The following is an 18,601-nucleotide window of genomic DNA, read 5'->3' on the forward strand; positions in this document are numbered from 1 at the left end:
AAGACTTAAGACCCCCTGTTGCGACCGGAATTCAGCCGCATGTATCTGGTTTACCCAATGGAAATCACGAATGGGTTATCAGCTAGATCAAATGCGGCGCTTTCGTACCAACATGATTAAGAGCGGCCTTACGGCCCTCGCAGCCACGGGGATGCCCGGCCTCCTGTCGTCAATGACGGCGGGGCGCGGCGTCATCTTCACGCTGCATCATGTCGTGCATCCCTCCGGCGATGCATTCCAGCCGAACCGGCTTCTGGAGATTTCACCGGACTTCCTGCGCAAGGCGATCCTGCGCATCCGGGCGCGCGGCTACGATATCGTTCACCTGGGGGAGGTCGCCGAGCGGCTGAAGGACCCGAAATCCGGGCGCTTCTGCGTGCTGACCTTCGACGACGGTTACCGCGACAACCTCGAGATTGCATACCCGGTCCTGAAGGAACTGGACTGCCCGTTCACGGTCTACGTGGCGACCTCGATGCCGGACGGGACGGCGGAGCTTTGGTGGCGTGTGCTGGAGATCGTCGTTGCCAGCCGGGCGCACCTGGAGTTGAAGCTGAACGGCACGCCGATGGGCTTTCCCTGCGAAACCCCCGACGAAAAGTACAAGACCTACGAGGCGATCTACTGGTGGCTGCGCTCGCAGTCGCAGGACGACCAGCGCTCGTTCATCCGCGATCTAGCCATGCTCCACGATATCGACATGGCCAGCATGGTGCGGCGCATGGCGATGAGCTGGGACGAAGTGTCCGTGCTGGCGCGCGACAGCCTCTGCACCATTGGCGCGCACACGGTGAAACATTTCGCGCTGGCTCGCATCGACGCCGACCGCGCCCGCGCCGAGATGCTCAATTCCGCAGATATCCTCGAAAGCTATTTGCCCGAGCGCCCCAAGCACTTCGCATACCCCTATGGCGATCCGGGGTCTGCGTCCCAGCGCGAGTTCGAGATAGCCCGTGAATGCGGGTTCGAGACGGCCGTCACCACGCGGCCCGGCGTGCTGTTTACCGAGCACCTCGACCACATGTACGCGCTGCCGCGCATCTCGCTGAACGGTGAATTCCAGGCGAAACGCTATCTCGACGGGTTTCTGTCCGGCGTGCCGTCGCTCGCCTTCAACAAGGGCCGCAAGCTCAACATCGCCTGAAGCGACTCAGCGGCGCGCCATCCAGCCCAGTATCCAGCGCGTCGGCGGCAACCACGAAACACCTGCAATCGCGTAGAAGGTCGTCTGCAGCCAGATCGGCTTGTCGACCATCCACGTTGCGACCAGCGCCATGATGAGCAGGCAATAGACCGTCAGGTAGACGACGATTCCCAGCACGCCGATCAGCGTGCGCAACTGCGGTCGTGCGGGTTTGGCCTGATCGTCCATCTCACTCGCTCCATGTGCTGGCTGCGGCAAAGGCGCGCTCGGCGCGATCCGGCTCTTGCCTGTGTTCGGTCATGGCCGTAGTTACCCGCCCATCCTCAGGATTCAAGATACCGGGGTCGAAAATGACCGTGCAGACGCAAGATGCGAACGTGATGCCCGCAGCCGTCCAGGCCGACATTCCGCCGCGCGCGGTGACCTGGGTGCGCATCTGGCTGCTCGCGCTGGCCGTCGCGGTTGTTGCAATGGTCATGGTCGGCGGCGCCACGCGGCTGACGGATTCGGGCCTCTCCATAACCGAATGGAAGCCGGTGACCGGCGCGATCCCTCCGCTGAGCGAGGCGCATTGGCTGGAGGAATTCGAGAAGTACCGCCAGATCCCGGAATACCAACAGATCAACAAAGGCATGAGCCTGTCGGAATTCAAGTCGATCTACTGGTGGGAGTGGGGCCATCGCTTTCTTGGCCGCCTCGTCGGCGTGCTGTTCCTCGTGCCCTTCGTGATCTTCCTCCTGCGCGGCTGGCTGACGCGCCGCATGGTAGCGCTGACGTTTGGCGCATTCGTGCTTGGCGGCATTCAGGGCGCGATCGGCTGGTGGATGGTCTCCAGCGGCCTGTCGGTGCGCACGGACGTCAGCCAGTACCGTCTCGCAGCCCATCTCGGCATGGCGGTCCTCATCTTCGGTTATCTCCTGTGGCTGTCATTGCAGGTCGCCCCGTCGCGATTGCCCGTGGCTGAGTACGGCAGCGTGAGCTGGCTCGGCAAGTGGCTCGCGCCGATCATCTTCCTGCAGATATTGCTCGGCGCACTCGTCGCGGGGCTGGATGCGGGCTTGACCTATCCGACGTGGCCGCTGATGGACGGGCGTTTCGTGCCCAACGGGCTCGGAACCATGTCGCCGTTCTGGCTGAACTTCTTCGAAAACGTCACCACCGTGCAGTTCAACCACCGCATGTTCGCCTACCTGGTGACGGCGCTCATGGTGGCCTACGCGGTGATTTGCTGGCGCAACGCGGAGAACGCCGAGACACGCAACCGCGCATCGCTGATGCTGGCGGTAACTTTCGTGCAGGTGCTGCTCGGCATCTCGGCACTGCTCTACGGCGTGCCGCTCGACATCGCGCTCGCCCACCAGCTTGTCGCCATCATCCTGTTCGGTATCGCGGTGGTGCACGCCGACGCGCTGCACAAGGCGAGGCAGTGGCAGCCGGCCCCATCGCAATCGTGACGCAGGATTCGTCGGCCAAGTTCGATCAGTCCCGGGCCGGGGAATACGCGCAGCAAAGCCGCATCGGTCTGGCCGGATACGACGCCTGCCACGAACTGGCGGCCTGCATGCTGTCCGCCGCCCTCGGAGAAGGACGGAATGCGCAGGTGCTGGTGGTTGGCGCGGGTGGTACTGCGGGCGAGATCATCTGCGCCTCACGGCTCGAGCCGAACTGGTCGTTCGTCGCAGTCGACCCGTCCGCGCCCATGCTGGACCTCGCATCGGAAACCCTGCATCAGGCTGGCTTGCTGGACCGGGTGGAGACCGTTTCCGGGTCTGTTTCAGACATCGATCCATCCCGACCGTTCGACGCGGCGATCATGATCGGCGTCCTGCACCACGTGCCGGGCGACAAAGCCAAGCGCGATCTGCTCGGGGAGGTCGCGCGGCGATTGAAGCCGGGCGCGCCTTTCGTGGTGGCTGGCAACTACAGGCCTTACGCGTCACAGCCGCTGTTGATGGCGGCCTGGGCGAACCGCTGGAAGATGCACGGCGCGGACCCCGACGAAGTGCAGGCAAAGATGAGCAAGATCCTGCAGGGCGCGGAACCGCCTCAATCGGAAGATGCTGTCTTCGCTTTGCTGGAGGATGCGGGCTTTGAAACGCCGGTCCGGTTCTTTGCCAGCCTGTTCTGGGGCGCATGGCTTGCGCGGCGCGCGCAGACGGGCAGCTGAGGCAACCGCACTTGCCAAAACAAAAAAGGGCGGCCCGAGAGCCGCCCTTTTGCGTGTTTAGTGAGACCGTTTCGATCAGATGCGGTCGAGTGCCTGTTCGAGGTCGGCGATGATGTCGTCCAGGTCCTCGATACCGACCGAAAGCCGCACGACTTCAGGCCCTGCGCCTGCCGTCGTCTTCTGCTCGTCGGAGAGCTGGCGGTGCGTGGTCGAGGCCGGGTGAATGATGAGGCTGCGCGTGTCGCCGATATTGGCGAGGTGCGAGAACATCTCGACATTCGACACCAGCGCGACGCCCGCGTCGTAGCCGCCCTTCAGGCCGAACGTGAAGACTGCGCCAGCGCCTTTCGGGCAGTACTTGGACGCGGCATCCTTGAACTTGTCGCCGTCCAGCCCCGCATAGGAGACCCATTCCACCTTGTCGTGGCCCTTGAGGTATTTCGCGACGGCGAGCGCATTGTCGGAGTGCTTCTGCATGCGCAGAGGCAGCGTCTCGATGCCGGTCAGGATCATGAAGGCGTTGAACGGGGAGAGCGCCGGGCCCAGATCGCGCAAGCCCAGCACGCGGCAGGCAATCGCGAAGGCGAAGTTCCCGAACGTCTCGTGCAGCACCATGCCGGAATAAGACGCGCACGGCTGAGACAGGGACGGGTATTTGCCGTCTTCCGACCAGTCGAAGGTGCCGCCGTCGACGATGAGGCCGCCGATGGAGTTGCCGTGGCCGCCGAGGAACTTGGTTGCCGAATGCACGATGATGTCCGCGCCATGCTCGAACGGCTTGCACAGGTACGGCGTTGCCATGGTGTTGTCGACGATGAGCGGCACCTTGGCTTCCTTGGCGATCTCGGCGATGGCCGCGATGTCTGTGATCGCGCCGCCGGGATTTGCGATTGATTCGACGAAGATCGCCTTGGTCTTGTCGCTCACGGCATTCTTGAACGTCGAGATGTCGTTGATATCGGCCCACTTCACGTTCCAGCCGAACTTCTTGTAGGCCTCGCCGAACTGGTTGATCGATCCGCCGTAGAGCTGCCGGGCGGCGATGAATTCGTCACCTGGCTCCAGCAGCGTGTGAAACACGAGATGCTCGGCTGCATGGCCCGAGGCCACAGCCAGCGCCGCCGTGCCGCCTTCCAGCGTCGCGACGCGCTCTTCCAGCACCGCGCAGGTCGGGTTGCCGATGCGCGTGTAGATGTTGCCGAAAGCCTGCAGGCCGAAGAGCGATGCGGCGTGGTCGACGTCGTCGAACACGAAGGACGTCGTCTGGTAGATCGGCGTGGCGCGCGCACCCGTGGACGGGTCGGGCTGGGCGCCGGCGTGGATTGCCAGGGTCGAGAAACCCGGCGCGTTGTTGTCGCTCATGACTTGCTCCCTATCAGCCGCCGCTGCCGTTGGGGCAGGGCGCAGAACTCATATGGCAGTGCGCAATCGCGGCGCAATGCCCCTGCAATGCACATAGACTCAGCGCATGTGATGCGAAATTACAAATCGGCGCGGCACTATTTGCGCTCAAGGGTCCGGTGCTGGAACCCGCGCGCGGCAAGTTTGGGCCGCTTGGCCGAGATGGTGCGCGAGTTGACGCCGACCCAGCCGATCTCGCCGGAAAGGCGACCATACTCGATCTTGGGACAGCGGTTCTGGATGACGCGAATGCCGGCCGCTTCTGCCTTGGCGGCGGCCTCGTCGTTGCGCACGCCAAGCTGCAGCCAGATCACCTTCGGCAACGGTTCGAGGGCGAGCGACTCGTCGATCACCCCAGCCGCGGCGTCGGAATTGCGGAACACGTCGACCATGTCGATCGGCGCTGGAACGTCGGCAAGCGAGGCGTAGACCGTCTGCCCGAGGATTTCTTGGCCCGCGAGGCCCGGATTGATCGGGAAGACCTTGTAGCCCTTGTCGATCAGGTATTTCAGGACAAAGTAGCTCGGCCGGATGTTCTTGGCGCTCGCGCCGACCATCGCGATCGTGCGAACGTCGTCGAGGATCTGGCGCACGTAGGCGTCATTGTAGGAATCGTGGTTCATGCGGGCTCAGCGATCCTGCCATTCCGGCTTGCGCTTCTCGATGAAGGCGGTGAAGCCTTCAACCGAGTCTTCCATCAACAGGTTGTCGACCATGGTCTGCATGGCAAGCTCGTAGGCGTCGTCGAGCGGCATCTGAACCTGCTCGTAGAACACTTTTTTGCCAAGGCTGGCGACGGCGGAGGATTTTTCCGCGACTGTGTGCGCCATCGACAGCGTCATGCCCGCCAGTTGCTCGTGCGGCGCGACGTGATTGACGAGACCGGCGGACTTCGCTTCCTCCGCGCTCATCATCCGGCCCGTCAGCAGGAGTTCCATCGCGAGCTTGCGGTCGACATTGCGCGACAGCGCAACGGACGGCGTGGAGCAGAAGAACCCGACATCGATGCCGTTGACGCCGAAGCGCGCCCGCTCGCTGGCAACCGCCATGTCGCAGGTCGCCACCAGTTGGCACCCGGCCGCCGTCGCGATGCCCTGGACCTCGGCGATCACCGGCACGCGGCATTTGCGCACCGCGCCCATCAGCCGCGTGCATTGCTGGAAGAGATCGGTGAAGAACGCCTTGCCCTTGTCCGCATCGTTGCGGTGGGCCTGCATCTCCTTGAGGTCGTGCCCGGCGCAGAACCCGTTGCCCTCGGCGCGGATGACGGCGCAGCGTACCTCGCTCTCGCGCTCGATCCGGTCGAGCTGCGTTTGAAGCGCGTCCATCGTCTCGACGCTCAGCGTGTTGCGCGATTGCGGGCGATTGAGCGTGAGGATGCGCACGGCGCCGTCGTTGCGAACCGCGACGGGTGCGCTGTCGTCCTGCCGGGCGTTCTCTGAATGGCTCTCGTGCATGCTCATGGGTGGAACCGGACCGCTTTCCGTGTCAAATCCGGTCCCGACCATAACCAAGGCAAGAGCGTTTCGCCATGAGCAACGAACTGAAGATGACCGTGGAAGAGCTGGAAACTTTCATCGACACGGAGTTTCCGCAGGTCCACCACGGCGGACGCAGCTTTGCCATCGAGGGCATTCGCCCCATGGGCGCGACGGTGCGCCTGTTCTACCACGACCGGCACCTGCGCCCTGGCGGCACGATCTCCGGCCCGGCAATGATGAGCATAGCGGACTACGCCATGTACATCGCGATACTCGCGCAGCTCGGGCCCGTCGCGCTCGCGGTGACGACGAACTTCTCCATCAACTTCCTTCGCAAGCCTGAGCAGAAGGACCTGATGGCCGACTGCACGCTGCTGAAACTCGGCAAGCGGCTGGCGGTCGCCGAGGTTTCCATGCGTTCCGAAGGCAGCGATGACGTGGTTGCCCACGTGGTGGGGACCTATTCGATCCCGCCAAGGGGTTGAGGTAAAATAACACCGCAAATTCAAGTGTTTGATTTATTTGAAGTTTTCAAAGGTAGCGGCGGTTTTAATCGGTTGACGCCGATCCTGCGCGTCTGTAGATAACCGGCTTCGAATTGCGCGCCGCGCGCGTCTCACGTTCGTTTGCGCGGTGCATCCCGAGTAAGAAAGAGCAAATCCATGAAAACGACCATTTCGGTGAAGCCCGCCGAAGTCGAGAAGAAGTGGGTGCTGATCGACGGTGAGAACCTCGTCGTGGGTCGCCTGGCGTCGCTGATCGCCAAGCGTCTGCGCGGCAAGCACCTCCCGACCTTCACCCCGCACGTCGACTGCGGCGACAACATCATCGTCATCAATGCCGACAAGGTGGCTTTCACCGGCAACAAGCTGCTGAAGAAGGTCTACTACCGTCACACCGGTCATCCCGGCGGCATCAAGGAAGCCCGCGCCAGCGACATCATCACTGGCCGCTTCCCCGAGCGCATCCTCGAAAAGGCCGTCGAGCGCATGATGCCGGGTGGCCCGCTCTCGCGCCGCCAGATGAAGAACCTGAAAATCTATGCAGGCACCGAGCACCCGCACGAGGCGCAGCAGCCCGTGACGCTCGACGTCGCCTCCATGAACTCCAAGAACGTGAGGCAGGCATGACCGAGGAATCCATCAACTCGCTCGAAGAGCTGGGTGGCGCGATGGGCGAGACGCCCGTCGTGGAATCGGCCCCGGTGCACGAACAGAAGCTTGACGCCCAGGGCCGCGCCTACGCGACCGGCAAGCGCAAGGACGCCATCGCCCGCGTCTGGATCAAGCCGGGCGGCGGCCGCATCATCATCAACGGCAAGCCGTATGACGAGTATTTCGGCCGTCCGGTGCTGCGCATGCTGCTCCAGCAGCCGCTGGAAGTCGCACAGCGCACCGGCCAGTACGACATCAACTGCACGGTCACCGGTGGCGGCCTGTCCGGCCAGGCCGGCGCGGTGCGGCACGGTGTGTCGAAGGCGCTCACCTATTTCGAGCCGGAGCTTCGCGGCGTCCTCAAGAAGGGCGGCTTCCTGACCCGCGACCCGCGCGTCGTCGAGCGCAAGAAGTACGGCCGCGCCAAGGCCCGCCGCAGCTTCCAGTTCTCCAAGCGCTAATCTTTCGCGCTTCACGCCAGATCGGATCAGGGCCGCGGAATTTCCGTGGCCCTTTTCTTTGCCGGCAACACTGCTTTCCGCCCGTTATGCCGGCTGTTCGGTCAGATGCCCGGTGAATTCACCACCCTGCGACCCTAGATGCCCAAGATATGGGCGCGCCTGCGGTTGAGGCTTTTCATCGCCACTGGCTATGATTTGCCTCGCGCGCCTCGCGCACGACGAAAGGGAGCAGGTTCGATGCATCTTGGAATTCTCACCGGCGGGGGCGATGTCCCCGGTCTCAATCCGGCGATCAAGGCCGTCGTCGAGCAGGCCCACGCGCGCGGATGGCGCGTGACCGGCTTCCGGCGCGGCTGGGCCGGCCCGGTGAATTCCGACCCGGCGAACCTTGAGGCGACCGCCAAGGCCCGCATCGAACTGACGCCGGACAACGTGCGCGGCATCGACCGCACCGGCGGCACCATGCTGCACACCTCGCGCACCAACCCATCGCGCATTGCGGGCAAGGACCTGCCGGACTTCCTGTCTCACAGGGCAGGGGCCAACCCGGACGATAAGGTCGACATCACCGATCACGTCCTGTCGGTGCTGGATGCCCTCAAGATCGACGTGCTTGTCGCCATCGGCGGCGACGACACGCTGTCCTATGCATCGCGCCTGCACCAGGAAGGCGCGAAGACCATGTGCATTCCCAAGACCATGGACAACGATGTCTTCGGCACCGAGTACTGCATAGGCTTCTCGACCTGCGTCACGCGCTCGGTGGAACTGATCGGCCAGTTGCGCACCCCAGTCGGCAGCCACGAGCGGTTTCTCGTGGTCGAGATGTTCGGGCGCAACTGCGGCCTGACCTCGCTGATGGCGGGCTATCTCGCCGACACCGACCGCACCCTGATTGCCGAAGTTCCGTTCAGCCTCGACCGTCTGTCGGACCTGATGCTTGAGGATCGCAAGGCGAGCCTCTCCAACTACGCCATTGCTGTCGTATCGGAAGGCGCGAGTGTCACCGGCGAGGATATCCTCGAAAGCGGTTCGGCGGACGCCTACGGCCATCGCAAGCTGGGCGGCATCGGCCAGCGCGTGGGCGAGGGGCTGAAGGAGCGCACCGGCGTGAACGTCATGGTGCAGAACCTAGGCTACCTGCTGCGCGCCGGCGCGCCCGATGCGCTGGACCGGCTGATCCCCAAGAACTACGGCATCCAGACGGTGCGCCTCATCGAGGAGGGCAAGACCGGGCTGATGGTCGCCATCGAGAAGGGCTGCTACACGACGAAGCCGGCGGATATTTCCATGCAGGGCGAGCGCCGCGTCGACGTGGAGCGCATGTACGACGTGGACGCCTACCGTCCACGCACGCCGGACCTGCTGGGCACGCCGATCTATCTCGGCTAGGGATCGGCCAAAGCCCGAGCCTTTCGCCCGGCGCAATCCAACCCCACGTTACTAGCCCTGTCGCAGCGCGCGCGGATTTGCTATGCCCGCCGCCTGCAAGGAGACATTCACATGGTCGATGCCATTCTCAAGGTCGGTGTACTTGGCGCATCCGGATATACCGGAGCGGACGCCGTGCGCCTTGCCATGACCCACCCCAACATGGAACTCGCGGCGCTGACCGCGAACACCCATGCGGGCAAGCCCATGTCGGCGGTCTATCCGCATCTGGGCTACTCCGGCTTGCCGGACCTTACCACCGTGGAGGACACGGACTGGTCGCAGGTCGATGTCGTGTTCTGCGGCCTGCCGCACGGCACCACGCAGGACATCACCCGCGACGTGCTGAAAGCGCACCCGCACGTCAAGTTCATCGACATGTCGGCGGACTTCCGGCTGCGCGACCCGGCCGTCTACGAGGAATGGTACGGCCGCCCGCACACCGCCATGGACATGCAGGGCGAGGCCGTCTACGGCCTGACCGAGCACAACCGCGAGGCCGTTTCGGCTGCGCGGCTCGTTGCCTGTCCCGGTTGCTACCCGACCGCCGTGCTGCTGGGCCTGTTGCCCGTGGCGCGCGCCGGGCTGATCTCCATGTCCGACATCGTCATCGACGCGAAATCCGGCGTGTCCGGTGCTGGCCGCAGCCTGAAGGAAAACACCCTGTTCTGCGAGGCAGGCGAGGGGCTTTCGCCCTATGGCGTGACGAAGCATCGCCACATGCCCGAGATCGAGCAGGAACTCACTGCTGCCAGCGGCACGGAAACCATTGTCTCCTTCACGCCGCACCTTGCGCCCATGAGCCGTGGCGAACTGGTGACGATGTACGTGAAGCTGGAAGGCGGCAACAAGGCCGCCGACCTCAAGGCCGCGTTCAAGAAGGCCTATGACGATGAGCCCTTCGTCCACGTTCTGGACGGGGCGGTCGCGCCGTCGACGCAGATGATCCGTGGCTCCAATCACTGCCTCATCAACGTGTTCGACGACCGCGCGTCGGGCCGCGCGATTATCATTTCCACGCTCGACAACCTCGTGAAGGGGTCGGCGGGGCAGGCGATCCAAAACATGAATGTGATGTTCGGTCTCGACGAGACGACCGGCCTGCAACAGCTGGCACTGTTCCCCTGATCGGGCAAATGGAGAGAACGGAATGAGCCTGCCGGTAAAGTTCGATCATTGCGTCGTCCACGTCTCCGACTGGGAGACCTGCAACGCGTTCTACGAAAAGGTGCTCGGCGCGGAAGTCGTGGATGTGCCAAAGGGCAAGTGGGCCTACCGCTTCGCCAATGCGCAGCTGAACCTGCACGGGCCGGACGGGATCGGCCACCCGCGTGCCGGTGTGCCGGTCATGCCGGGCAACTCCGACCTGTGCTTCGAGTGGGAAGGCCCGATCAGCGGCGCGGTTGCGCATCTTGAAACGTGCGACGTCAAGATCGAACTCGGTCCCGTCCGCCGTTTCGGCTCGAAGGGCGAGGGCACCAGCGTCTATTTCCGCGATCCCGACGGCTCGCTGCTGGAATTCATTTCCTACGAACTCGACGAAGGCTGATCCTGGCTGGCCCGCGGGCCGGTCCGATCGCTCTTAGGCCTGCACCTTCACATAGGCGCCCGGCGCGTCCTCGATGGGCTTGAGCTTGCCGCCACCGGGCTCGCGCGCATCCACCGTCTTGTCGTTGTGGCCTTCGATCCACTTCTGCCAGTAGGGCCACCACGAGCCTTCGGTCTCCTTGGCCTTGGTGAGCCAGGTCTCGTAGTCGGTGCCGTCGGTCCACGGCTTCTTGCCGGTCCAGAACTGGTACTTCTTCTTGGCCGGCGGATTGACGACGCCCGCGATGTGGCCTGATCCGGCCAGCACGTAGTCCACCGGCCCGCCGAAGCACTTGGACCCCTCGTAGACCGATTTCGCCGGGGCGATGTGGTCTTCTCGCGTCGCCAGGTTGAAGATCGGCGTCTTCACCTTCGACATGTCGATCTTCACGCCTTCGATTTCCATCTCTCCCTTGGAGAGCCGATTCTCGAGGTAGCAACTGCGCAGGTAGAACGAGTGGTTCGCCGCCGGCATCCGCGTGGAATCGGAGTTCCAGTAGAGCAGGTCGAAGGGGAAGGGCTTGCGGCCCTTCAGGTAGTTGCTGACGACATACGGCCAGATGAGATCGTTGGCGCGGAGCATGTTGAAGGCGGTCGCCATGCGGCTGCCGGCGAGGTAGCCGGTGCGCTGCATCTCTTCCTCCACCGCCGCAACCTGTTCCTCGTCGACGAAGACCTTCAGGTCGCCGGCATAGGTGAAGTCGACCTGCGTCGTGAGCAGCGTCGCGGTCTCGATGCGCTTGTCGCCCATCTTGGCCATGTATCCGAGCGTGATCGCGAGCAACGTGCCGCCGACGCAGTAGCCGACCGCGTTGACCTTCTTCTCGCCGGTGGCCTCCTTGATGACGTCCAGCGCCGTCAGCGGGCCTTCCTTGATGTAGTCGGCGAAGGATTTCTTCGCGAGTTCGGTATCCGGGTTCACCCACGAGATGACGAAGACCGTGTGTCCTTCCTCGACCGCCCAGCGGATGAAGGATTTGTCCGAGTTGAGATCGAGAATGTAGAACTTGTTGATCCACGGCGGCACGATCAGCAGCGGGCGCTTCAGCACCTTTTTGGTCGTCGGCGTGTACTGGATCAGCTGCATCAGGTCGTTCTGGAAGACGACCTTGCCCGGCGTCATGGCGAGGTTGACGCCAACCCCGAACTCTCCCGGGTCGGATTGGCGCAGCTTCAGCTCGCCGTGGCCGCGCTCGATGTCCTCGGCCAGCATCCGCATGCCGTTGACGAGGTTCTCGCCGTTGTGCTCAAGCGTCTCGCGCATGATTTCCGGGTTGGTGAACACGAAGTTCGAGGGTGCCAGCGCGGCCGACAGCTGCTTGATGTAGAACTGCGCCTTGTGGCGGGTGTGCTCGTCCAGCCCCTCTGTGGCTTCGACGATGTTCTCCGCCCAGCGCGAGGTCATCAGGTAGGCCTGCTTGATGAAGTCGAACAGCGGGTGGTTCTGCCACTCAGGGTCCTTGAAGCGGCGGTCACCGGCTTCCGGCTCGACGGTGGGCTTCACAACCTCACCGGAGAAGCGGCGCAGCGTGTTGGTCCACAGCGTCATGTACTGGCTGGTGAGCGCGGACTGCGCCTCGACCATCTTCGCCGGGTTGGTGCTCCATTTCTCTGCGATCTGCGCGAGCGTCTTCAATGCCTGGGCGGTTTCCGCCGCCATCAGCATCTTTGCCTCGCCGCGCTCGCGCGGGCCCAGCATGGCGGCGACGGCCTTGCCGGTTTCCTCCGTCAGCAGCGCGAGATTCTGCGCCAGTGCTTCGGGATCCTTGATCTGGTAGGGAACGGTCGGTGTCGGGTCGGTATCCATGCGGTCCGTCGGCGTCCTTGAGCGTTTCCATGTTGCGTTGCGCAACGTATTCTTGATCTTGTTCTTCTTTTCTTCTGCCACAATGCGGGCGTAGGGCCAACTCGGCGTAAATACCGAGTGTGACACTGGAGTGATGTATGTGTGAAGGCGTGGGACCCCGTGCAACGGCAGTTCGGCGCAATATTTCGCTCCTCGCAGCAGCAACCGCCTGCCTCGTGCTGGCGGGTTGCGCCGGTGCCCGCGACATACCCCCGCTGCGCCCGGACCTGCCGAGCGATCTGCGCCAGTCGCCGCCGGGGTCGGCGCCGGACTTCCGAAAGCCTCCACCGCGGCCCGACGCCCCGGTGAAGACGCAGGAAGAAAAGGAAGCTGCGCTGGAAGAGCTTGAAACCTTGCGTGAAACGCACGAAAACAGCACCCGAAGGGCGATCACAGGCCGCTGATCTGGACAGCGCCGCCACGGAGCAGACCATGCAGGAATTTCACCGCATCAAGCGGTTGCCGCCATACGTGTTCGAAGAGGTCAACCGGCTGAAGGCAGGCGCGCGCGCCCGCGGCGCCGACATCATCGATCTCGGCATGGGCAACCCGGATCTGCCGACCCCGCGCCACATCGAGGAAAAGGTCATCGAGACCATCGGCAAGCCGCGCACCAACCGGTATTCGGCCTCGCGCGGCATTCCCGGTCTTCGCCGCGCGCAAGCCGCCTATTACGAGCGCCGCTTCGGCGTGAAGCTCAACCCGGATACACAGGTCGTCGCGACTCTCGGCTCCAAGGAAGGCTTCGCTAACATGGCGCAGGCGATCACCGCGCCGGGCGATGTGGTGCTGTGCCCCAACCCGAGCTACCCGATCCACGCCTTCGGCTTCCTGATGGCGGGCGGAACGATTCGCTCGGTTCCCGCCGAGCCGGGGCCGGAATTCTTCGCCGCCGCCGAGCGCGCGGTGCGCCATTCGATCCCGAAGCCGATCGCGATGATCCTGTGCTACCCGGCGAACCCGACGGCTGCCGTCGCCGATCTCGAATTCTACCGGGACGCGGTCGCCTTCGCGAAGAAGCACGACATCATCCTGCTGTCGGATCTCGCCTATTCGGAAATCTATTTCGACGGCAACCCGCCGCCCTCCGTTCTGCAAGTGCCGGGCGCGATGGACGTGACGGTCGAGTTCACCTCGCTGTCGAAGACCTACTCCATGCCGGGCTACCGCATCGGCTTTGCGGTCGGCAACGAACGGCTGATCGCCGCGCTGGCGCGGGTGAAGTCCTACCTCGACTACGGCGCATTCACGCCCGTTCAGGTCGGTGCCGCCGCTGCCTTGAACGGTCCCGACGACTGCATCGCGGAAGCCCGCCAGATCTACCAGGAGCGTCGTGACGCGCTGGTGGAGAGCTTCGGCCGCGCCGGCTGGGATGTCCCGCCGCCGGCTGCCAGCATGTTTGCCTGGGCACCGGTCCCGGAGGCCTTCCGTGACCTCGGCTCGCTTGAATTCACCAAGCTGCTGCTCGAAAAGGCGGACGTTGCCGTGTCGCCCGGCATCGGCTTTGGCGAGCATGGCGATGGCTATGTGCGCATCGCGCTTGTGGAGAACGAGCAGCGCATTCGCCAGGCAGCGCGAAATCTGCGGCGTTTCCTTGCCTCCGCACCGGAAACGATGCACAACGTCATCGCGCTAAAGGGGGCCGCTTCCTGACGGCGCGCAGGGGCCATATTCCGGCCCCGCATTCGAACGGCCCCATCCAAGTTCACCTCCGGCATATGGTCGGCCTGGGGCTGGCGTTGTCATTCGCTGGCCGGCAGCAAGAATTTCGGGAGTAACCACGCATGACGCGTCCGCTGCGCATCGGGATCGCGGGGCTGGGAACCGTCGGCGCGTCCGTGGCACGGATCGTTGCCGCCAAGGCCGAGGCCCTGGCGCTGCGCGCCGGTCGTGAGATCGAGATCTCCGGCGTCAGCGCGCGCGACCGCTCGCGCGACCGTGGCGTGGACCTGTCCGGCGCGACGTGGTTCGACGATCCGGTGGACCTCGCCAAGAGCGACGAGATCGACGTCTTCGTCGAGCTGATCGGCGGGTCCAACGGTCCGGCACGCGCTTCGGTGGAAGCCGCTCTCGATGCCGGCAAGCAGGTCGTCACCGCCAACAAGGCGCTGCTGGCCGAATCCGGTCTCGCGCTTGCCCGAATGGCGGAAGCAGCCGGCGTCTCCATCGGATTTGAAGCGGCGGTCGCCGGCGGTATCCCTGTCATCAAGACCGTGCGCGAAGCCGCCAGCGCCAATGACGTATCGCGCGTCTTCGGCATCCTCAACGGCACATGCAACTACATCCTGACGCGCATGGAAGACGAGGGGCTCGACTTTGAAGCCTGTCTCGCCGATGCGCAGCGCCTCGGCTATGCCGAAGCCGACCCCACCGCCGATATCGACGGCCACGACTCAGCGCACAAGCTGGCGCTTCTCGCCACGATTGCCTTTGGCAGCGAAGTGGAAATCGGCTCGGTCTACCTGGAAGGCATTTCGTCGATCTCCCAGCCCGACCTGAAGGCTGCCGACGAACTCGGCTACCGCATCAAGCTGCTCGGCGTCGCGCGCCGCACCCAGCAGGGCATCGAACTGCGCGTCACCCCGACCATGATCCCCAAGACCGCGCCGATGGCGCGTGTGTCCGGCGTACTGAACGCCGTCGGCATCAATGGCGATGCCTTTGGCGAGATCACCATGGTCGGTGCGGGCGCGGGTGGCGATGCGACGGCCTCTGCCGTCATTTCCGATATCGTGGACGTGGCCTGCGGACGCCATTCGCCTGTCTTCGCCATTCCGGCGGACAAGCTGGCACCTGCCAATTCCTCCACGATCCGCATGCATGCCGGGCCGTATTACGTGCGGCTCGACGTTCACGACCGGCCCGGTGCATTCGCCGGTATCGCCACCCGGATGGCGGAGGCCGGCATCTCGCTGGAGAGCATCGTCCAGCACGGACGCGGCGAAAGCGCCTCGCAGACGCCGCTGCCGGTCATCATCATCACGCACGACACGATGGAACAGCACATCCGCGAAGCGTTGTCGCGCATCGAGGCGGACGGCCATATTGAGGGCCAGCCGCAAATGATCCGAATCGAGAGAGCCTGACGGGCGCTGCCCGGCACCCAAGCAGGAAGAGGGACCGAAAACCCATGTCGACCCAAGATGAGACCCTGAGCGCGGTCATCGACCGCATCCTTACGCTGGAAATCGTCCGCGTGACCGAACGCGCCGCCGTCGCAGCCGCCCGCCAGCGCGGGCGCGGCGACGAGCGCGCCGCCGACCAAGCCGCCGTGGATGCCATGCGCCGCGAGCTGAACCGCCTGCCGATCGACGGCACCGTCGTCATCGGCGAGGGCGAGCGTGACGAGGCCCCGATGCTGTTCATCGGCGAGAAGGTCGGTCTTGGCACAGGCCCGAAGGTCGACATCGCGCTCGATCCGCTGGAAGGCACGACGATCTGCGCCAAGGACCTGCCGAACTCGCTTGCCGTGATTGCCATCGCCGAGGCCGGCAGCCTGCTGAACGCGCCCGACGTCTACATGGACAAGATCGCGGTCGGACCGGGCTACGAGCCGGGCATCGTCGATATCGACGCGTCGCCCAAGGCCAATATCGAGAAGCTCGCCAAGGCCAAGGGTGTTCCCGCCAACGAGATCACGGCCTGCGTGCTGGACCGTCCGCGCCATGCCAAGATCATCGAGGAAATCCGCGGCATGGGCGCCAGCATCCGCCTCATCGGTGACGGCGACATTGCCGGCGTGATCCACACCACCAACTTCGACGAGACCGGCATCGACATCTACATGGGTGTCGGCGGTGCGCCGGAAGGCGTCCTCGCGGCAGCAGCCCTGCGTTGCATCGGTGGCCAGATGCAGGCCCGCCTGATCCTCGACACCGACGAGAAGAAGGAACGCGCCACCCGCATGGGCATCAAGGACCACGACCGCGTCTACTCAATGGAAGACATGGCCAAGGGTGACGTGCTGTTCGCAGCGACCGGCGTGACCGACGGCAACCTTCTCGACGGCGTTCGCTTCGGCAAGTCGATTATCCACACCGAAACGCTGGTGATGCGGTCGGCCACGCAGACCGTTCGCACGATCCGCGCCGAACACCGCCACTTCGCCAAGTTCCATTGATCGAGGCGGGCCCGGCGATGGCAGGCCCGCTTGAAAGAAACGCGCTGCTCGGCGTGACGGCGTCGGCCTGTGGCCGGCGCTGGGTTGACCGGCTGCCCGAAGGCGCGCTGCGCCTCGTCCACGGGCTTGCCGAGCGGCTGGATATCCCGGAGATCGTCGCCCGCGTGCTGCTGGCGCGCGGCGTCGACCCGGACGATGCGGAAGCCTTTCTCGAACCGCGCCTGCGCGACACCATGCCCGACCCGCGCAGCCTGACGGACTGTCAGGCGGCCGCCGCCCGCATCGTGCAGGCGATTACGACCGGCGAGCGCGTCGGCATCTTCGGCGATTATGACGTGGACGGCGCGACGTCGAGCGCGCTGCTCCACCGTTTCCTGAGCCATTTCGGCCTGCGCGCCGATATCCACATTCCCGACCGCATCTTCGAAGGCTACGGGCCGAATGACGCGGCTTTCGAGAAATTCGCGGCAGACGGCTGCGCGCTGGTGGTCACGGTCGACTGCGGCACACTGAGCCACGACACGATCGCCCATGCGCGCGCCATGGGCCTCGACGTGGTGGTGATCGACCATCACCAGGCGGGCGAGACCTTGCCGGATGCCAATGCGCTGGTGAACCCCAACCGCGCCGACGACATTTCCGGCCAGGGGCATCTTGCAGCCGTCGGTGTCGTCTTCCTCGTCGTCGTGGAGGCCGCGCGGCAACTGCGCGAAGCCGGTCGCACCGACTTGCCGAACCTGATGGGCTGGCTCGATCTCGTCGCGCTCGGCACCGTTGCGGACGTGGTGCCGCTCACTGGCCTCAACCGCGCCTTCGTCGCACAGGGGCTGAAGATCCTGCACCGGCGCGAAAGCCCGGGCCTGCGCGCGCTGTGCGATGCCTCGCGGATGCGCGACGCGCCAACGCCCTACCATCTCGGCTTCCTGCTCGGGCCGCGCATCAACGCCGGCGGTCGAATCGGCGATGCCGGTCTCGGTGCGCGGCTACTCACAACGCTGGACGATACCGAGGCCGGACGCATCGCCGCACTGCTCGACCAGTTGAATGGCGAGCGGCAAGCGATGGAGAAAGAAGCGCTGGAAGATGCGATGGGGCAGGCGGAGGGGCTCGCCGCGGCAGACGCCGCCGTCATCCTCGTGTCCAGCGACGACTGGCACCCGGGCATCGTCGGGCTGATCGCCGCGCGCCTGAAGGAGAAGTTCCGCAAGCCCGCCATCGCCGTAACGTTCTCCGGCGGCGGCGCAGGGGCAGGCTCGGCCCGCTCACTCATCGGCGTGGACATCGGTCGCGCGATCCGTGGCGCGGTCGATGCAGGCCACCTGGTGAAGGGCGGCGGCCACGCCATGGCCGCTGGCCTCACGGTGGAGCGCGAGCGCCTCGCGCATCTCGGCGACCATCTGAACGGCCTGCTGGCGGAAGCCGTGGCGCAGGCCAGCGCGCGCGATGACATGAAGATCGACGGCGCACTGACCGCCGGTGCCGCAACAATCGAACTCGTCACGGCGCTGGAGCGGGCAGGGCCGTACGGCACCGGCCACGCAGAGCCGACGGTCGTCCTGCCGTCGCACCGGCTGACATTCGTGGAGGAGACCGCGCAGGGGCACGTGCGCCTCGCGCTGGCCTCTGCCGGTGGCGACAAGATCCAGGGCATCGCGTTTCGAGCCGGCGATGCCCCGCTGGGCGATTTCCTGAAAGCCAGGCGCGGCAGCAACATTCACGCCGCCGGCTCGCTGCGCATCAATCGCTGGGGCGGCTCCCAGTCGGTCCAGTTGCAGCTGCGCGATGCCGCCGACCCGGCCTGACGGGGCA

At 64.7% G+C, this 18,601-nt stretch carries 18 protein-coding genes; 13 read left to right on the forward strand and 5 right to left on the reverse strand.

Annotated features, from left to right (window positions below):
• Positions 1 to 151 precede the first annotated feature (151 nt).
• Positions 152 to 1,144 carry a polysaccharide deacetylase family protein gene (locus ACKTEK_RS05635; protein WP_409164263.1) on the forward strand — a complete coding sequence of 331 codons (993 nt, stop codon included), beginning with the start codon at positions 152 to 154 and terminating at the stop codon, positions 1,142 to 1,144.
• A 6-nt stretch (positions 1,145 to 1,150) separates the two neighbouring features.
• Here the strand turns inward: ACKTEK_RS05635 and ACKTEK_RS05640 are convergent, their stop codons facing one another.
• Positions 1,151 to 1,372, reverse strand: a complete 222-nt coding sequence (locus ACKTEK_RS05640) for a DUF2842 domain-containing protein (protein WP_409164264.1) — start codon at positions 1,370 to 1,372, stop codon at positions 1,151 to 1,153.
• Positions 1,373 to 1,494: 122 nt separating this feature from the next.
• Between ACKTEK_RS05640 and ACKTEK_RS05645 the strand changes: the two genes are divergently transcribed.
• Positions 1,495 to 2,598 (forward strand): COX15/CtaA family protein, encoded by a 1,104-nt coding sequence (locus tag ACKTEK_RS05645; RefSeq protein ID WP_409164265.1) that lies wholly within the window; start codon positions 1,495 to 1,497, stop codon positions 2,596 to 2,598.
• Positions 2,595 to 3,311, forward strand: coding sequence for a class I SAM-dependent methyltransferase (locus ACKTEK_RS05650; protein ID WP_409164891.1), 717 nt, complete (start codon positions 2,595 to 2,597; stop codon positions 3,309 to 3,311). The genes ACKTEK_RS05645 and ACKTEK_RS05650 overlap by 4 nt, the downstream gene beginning before the upstream one ends.
• Positions 3,312 to 3,386: 75 nt before the next feature.
• Here ACKTEK_RS05650 and ACKTEK_RS05655 read toward each other — a convergent pair whose 3' ends face one another.
• From ACKTEK_RS05655 to ACKTEK_RS05665, 3 genes are all read right to left on the reverse strand, one after another.
• Complete coding sequence (locus ACKTEK_RS05655) at positions 3,387 to 4,673, reverse strand: O-acetylhomoserine aminocarboxypropyltransferase (protein WP_409164266.1); 1,287 nt, start codon at positions 4,671 to 4,673, stop codon at positions 3,387 to 3,389.
• A 137-nt stretch (positions 4,674 to 4,810) separates the two neighbouring features.
• Complete coding sequence (locus tag ACKTEK_RS05660; RefSeq protein ID WP_409164267.1) at positions 4,811 to 5,335, reverse strand: CoA-binding protein; 525 nt, start codon at positions 5,333 to 5,335, stop codon at positions 4,811 to 4,813.
• Between the two features lie 6 nt (positions 5,336 to 5,341).
• On the reverse strand, positions 5,342 to 6,175 hold the full coding sequence (locus ACKTEK_RS05665; RefSeq protein ID WP_409164268.1) for an enoyl-CoA hydratase: 834 nt from the start codon (positions 6,173 to 6,175) through the stop codon (positions 5,342 to 5,344).
• A gap of 68 nt (positions 6,176 to 6,243) precedes the next feature.
• On the opposite strand from ACKTEK_RS05665, the gene ACKTEK_RS05670 reads away from it, so the two are divergent.
• The 6 genes from ACKTEK_RS05670 to ACKTEK_RS05695 all read left to right on the forward strand — a co-directional run bounded on the left by ACKTEK_RS05670 (position 6,244) and on the right by ACKTEK_RS05695 (position 10,788).
• A complete protein-coding gene (locus ACKTEK_RS05670; RefSeq protein ID WP_409164269.1) occupies positions 6,244 to 6,678 on the forward strand; it encodes a PaaI family thioesterase in 435 nt (144 codons plus the stop codon).
• A 177-nt stretch (positions 6,679 to 6,855) separates the two neighbouring features.
• The gene (rplM, locus tag ACKTEK_RS05675; RefSeq protein ID WP_409164270.1) at positions 6,856 to 7,323 is read left to right on the forward strand and encodes a 50S ribosomal protein L13; all 468 of its coding nucleotides are present in this window, start codon (positions 6,856 to 6,858) and stop codon (positions 7,321 to 7,323) included.
• Positions 7,320 to 7,808 carry a 30S ribosomal protein S9 gene (rpsI, locus tag ACKTEK_RS05680; protein WP_409164271.1) on the forward strand — a complete coding sequence of 163 codons (489 nt, stop codon included), beginning with the start codon at positions 7,320 to 7,322 and terminating at the stop codon, positions 7,806 to 7,808. The genes rplM and rpsI overlap by 4 nt, the downstream gene beginning before the upstream one ends.
• Positions 7,809 to 8,045: 237 nt before the next feature.
• Positions 8,046 to 9,200, forward strand: coding sequence for a 6-phosphofructokinase (locus tag ACKTEK_RS05685; protein WP_409164272.1), 1,155 nt, complete (start codon positions 8,046 to 8,048; stop codon positions 9,198 to 9,200).
• 111 nt (positions 9,201 to 9,311) lie between these two features.
• On the forward strand, positions 9,312 to 10,367 hold the full coding sequence (gene argC / locus ACKTEK_RS05690) for an N-acetyl-gamma-glutamyl-phosphate reductase (RefSeq protein ID WP_409164273.1): 1,056 nt from the start codon (positions 9,312 to 9,314) through the stop codon (positions 10,365 to 10,367).
• Between the two features lie 22 nt (positions 10,368 to 10,389).
• Complete coding sequence (locus ACKTEK_RS05695; RefSeq protein WP_409164274.1) at positions 10,390 to 10,788, forward strand: VOC family protein; 399 nt, start codon at positions 10,390 to 10,392, stop codon at positions 10,786 to 10,788.
• 33 nt (positions 10,789 to 10,821) lie between these two features.
• Here the strand turns inward: ACKTEK_RS05695 and ACKTEK_RS05700 are convergent, their stop codons facing one another.
• The gene (locus tag ACKTEK_RS05700; protein WP_409164275.1) at positions 10,822 to 12,633 is read right to left on the reverse strand and encodes a PHA/PHB synthase family protein; all 1,812 of its coding nucleotides are present in this window, start codon (positions 12,631 to 12,633) and stop codon (positions 10,822 to 10,824) included.
• 471 nt (positions 12,634 to 13,104) lie between these two features.
• Between ACKTEK_RS05700 and ACKTEK_RS05705 the strand changes: the two genes are divergently transcribed.
• The 4 genes from ACKTEK_RS05705 to recJ all read left to right on the forward strand — a co-directional run bounded on the left by ACKTEK_RS05705 (position 13,105) and on the right by recJ (position 18,594).
• Positions 13,105 to 14,325 (forward strand): LL-diaminopimelate aminotransferase, encoded by a 1,221-nt coding sequence (locus tag ACKTEK_RS05705; RefSeq protein ID WP_409164276.1) that lies wholly within the window; start codon positions 13,105 to 13,107, stop codon positions 14,323 to 14,325.
• A 131-nt stretch (positions 14,326 to 14,456) separates the two neighbouring features.
• Entirely contained in the window at positions 14,457 to 15,758 is a 1,302-nt protein-coding gene (locus ACKTEK_RS05710; RefSeq protein WP_409164277.1) for a homoserine dehydrogenase, read from the forward strand.
• Between the two features lie 44 nt (positions 15,759 to 15,802).
• Positions 15,803 to 16,792: a class II fructose-bisphosphatase gene (gene glpX, locus ACKTEK_RS05715; RefSeq protein WP_409164278.1), complete on the forward strand. Its 990-nt coding sequence runs from the start codon at positions 15,803 to 15,805 to the stop codon at positions 16,790 to 16,792.
• A 17-nt stretch (positions 16,793 to 16,809) separates the two neighbouring features.
• Positions 16,810 to 18,594 carry a single-stranded-DNA-specific exonuclease RecJ gene (gene recJ, locus ACKTEK_RS05720; protein WP_409164279.1) on the forward strand — a complete coding sequence of 595 codons (1,785 nt, stop codon included), beginning with the start codon at positions 16,810 to 16,812 and terminating at the stop codon, positions 18,592 to 18,594.
• The last annotated feature ends 7 nt before the right edge of the window (positions 18,595 to 18,601 follow it).

Source organism: Tepidamorphus sp. 3E244, from assembly GCF_046159835.1.
Classification (GTDB): Bacteria; Pseudomonadota; Alphaproteobacteria; order Rhizobiales; family Tepidamorphaceae; genus JACKJK01.

What these genes read in the sequence shown, in the direction of transcription:
- ACKTEK_RS05635 (WP_409164263.1), top strand. Translation starts at nt 152, where the DNA reads ATGCCCGGCCTCCTGTCGTCAATGACGGCGGGGCGCGGCGTCATCTTC.
- ACKTEK_RS05640 (WP_409164264.1), bottom strand. Translation starts at nt 1,372, where the DNA reads ATGGACGATCAGGCCAAACCCGCACGACCGCAGTTGCGCACGCTGATC.
- ACKTEK_RS05645 (WP_409164265.1), top strand. Translation starts at nt 1,495, where the DNA reads ATGACCGTGCAGACGCAAGATGCGAACGTGATGCCCGCAGCCGTCCAG.
- ACKTEK_RS05655 (WP_409164266.1), bottom strand. Translation starts at nt 4,673, where the DNA reads ATGAGCGACAACAACGCGCCGGGTTTCTCGACCCTGGCAATCCACGCC.
- ACKTEK_RS05660 (WP_409164267.1), bottom strand. Translation starts at nt 5,335, where the DNA reads ATGAACCACGATTCCTACAATGACGCCTACGTGCGCCAGATCCTCGAC.
- ACKTEK_RS05665 (WP_409164268.1), bottom strand. Translation starts at nt 6,175, where the DNA reads ATGAGCATGCACGAGAGCCATTCAGAGAACGCCCGGCAGGACGACAGC.
- ACKTEK_RS05670 (WP_409164269.1), top strand. Translation starts at nt 6,244, where the DNA reads ATGAGCAACGAACTGAAGATGACCGTGGAAGAGCTGGAAACTTTCATC.
- rplM (WP_409164270.1), top strand. Translation starts at nt 6,856, where the DNA reads ATGAAAACGACCATTTCGGTGAAGCCCGCCGAAGTCGAGAAGAAGTGG.
- rpsI (WP_409164271.1), top strand. Translation starts at nt 7,320, where the DNA reads ATGACCGAGGAATCCATCAACTCGCTCGAAGAGCTGGGTGGCGCGATG.
- ACKTEK_RS05685 (WP_409164272.1), top strand. Translation starts at nt 8,046, where the DNA reads ATGCATCTTGGAATTCTCACCGGCGGGGGCGATGTCCCCGGTCTCAAT.
- argC (WP_409164273.1), top strand. Translation starts at nt 9,312, where the DNA reads ATGGTCGATGCCATTCTCAAGGTCGGTGTACTTGGCGCATCCGGATAT.
- ACKTEK_RS05695 (WP_409164274.1), top strand. Translation starts at nt 10,390, where the DNA reads ATGAGCCTGCCGGTAAAGTTCGATCATTGCGTCGTCCACGTCTCCGAC.
- ACKTEK_RS05700 (WP_409164275.1), bottom strand. Translation starts at nt 12,633, where the DNA reads ATGGATACCGACCCGACACCGACCGTTCCCTACCAGATCAAGGATCCC.
- ACKTEK_RS05705 (WP_409164276.1), top strand. Translation starts at nt 13,105, where the DNA reads ATGCAGGAATTTCACCGCATCAAGCGGTTGCCGCCATACGTGTTCGAA.
- ACKTEK_RS05710 (WP_409164277.1), top strand. Translation starts at nt 14,457, where the DNA reads ATGACGCGTCCGCTGCGCATCGGGATCGCGGGGCTGGGAACCGTCGGC.
- glpX (WP_409164278.1), top strand. Translation starts at nt 15,803, where the DNA reads ATGTCGACCCAAGATGAGACCCTGAGCGCGGTCATCGACCGCATCCTT.
- recJ (WP_409164279.1), top strand. Translation starts at nt 16,810, where the DNA reads ATGGCAGGCCCGCTTGAAAGAAACGCGCTGCTCGGCGTGACGGCGTCG.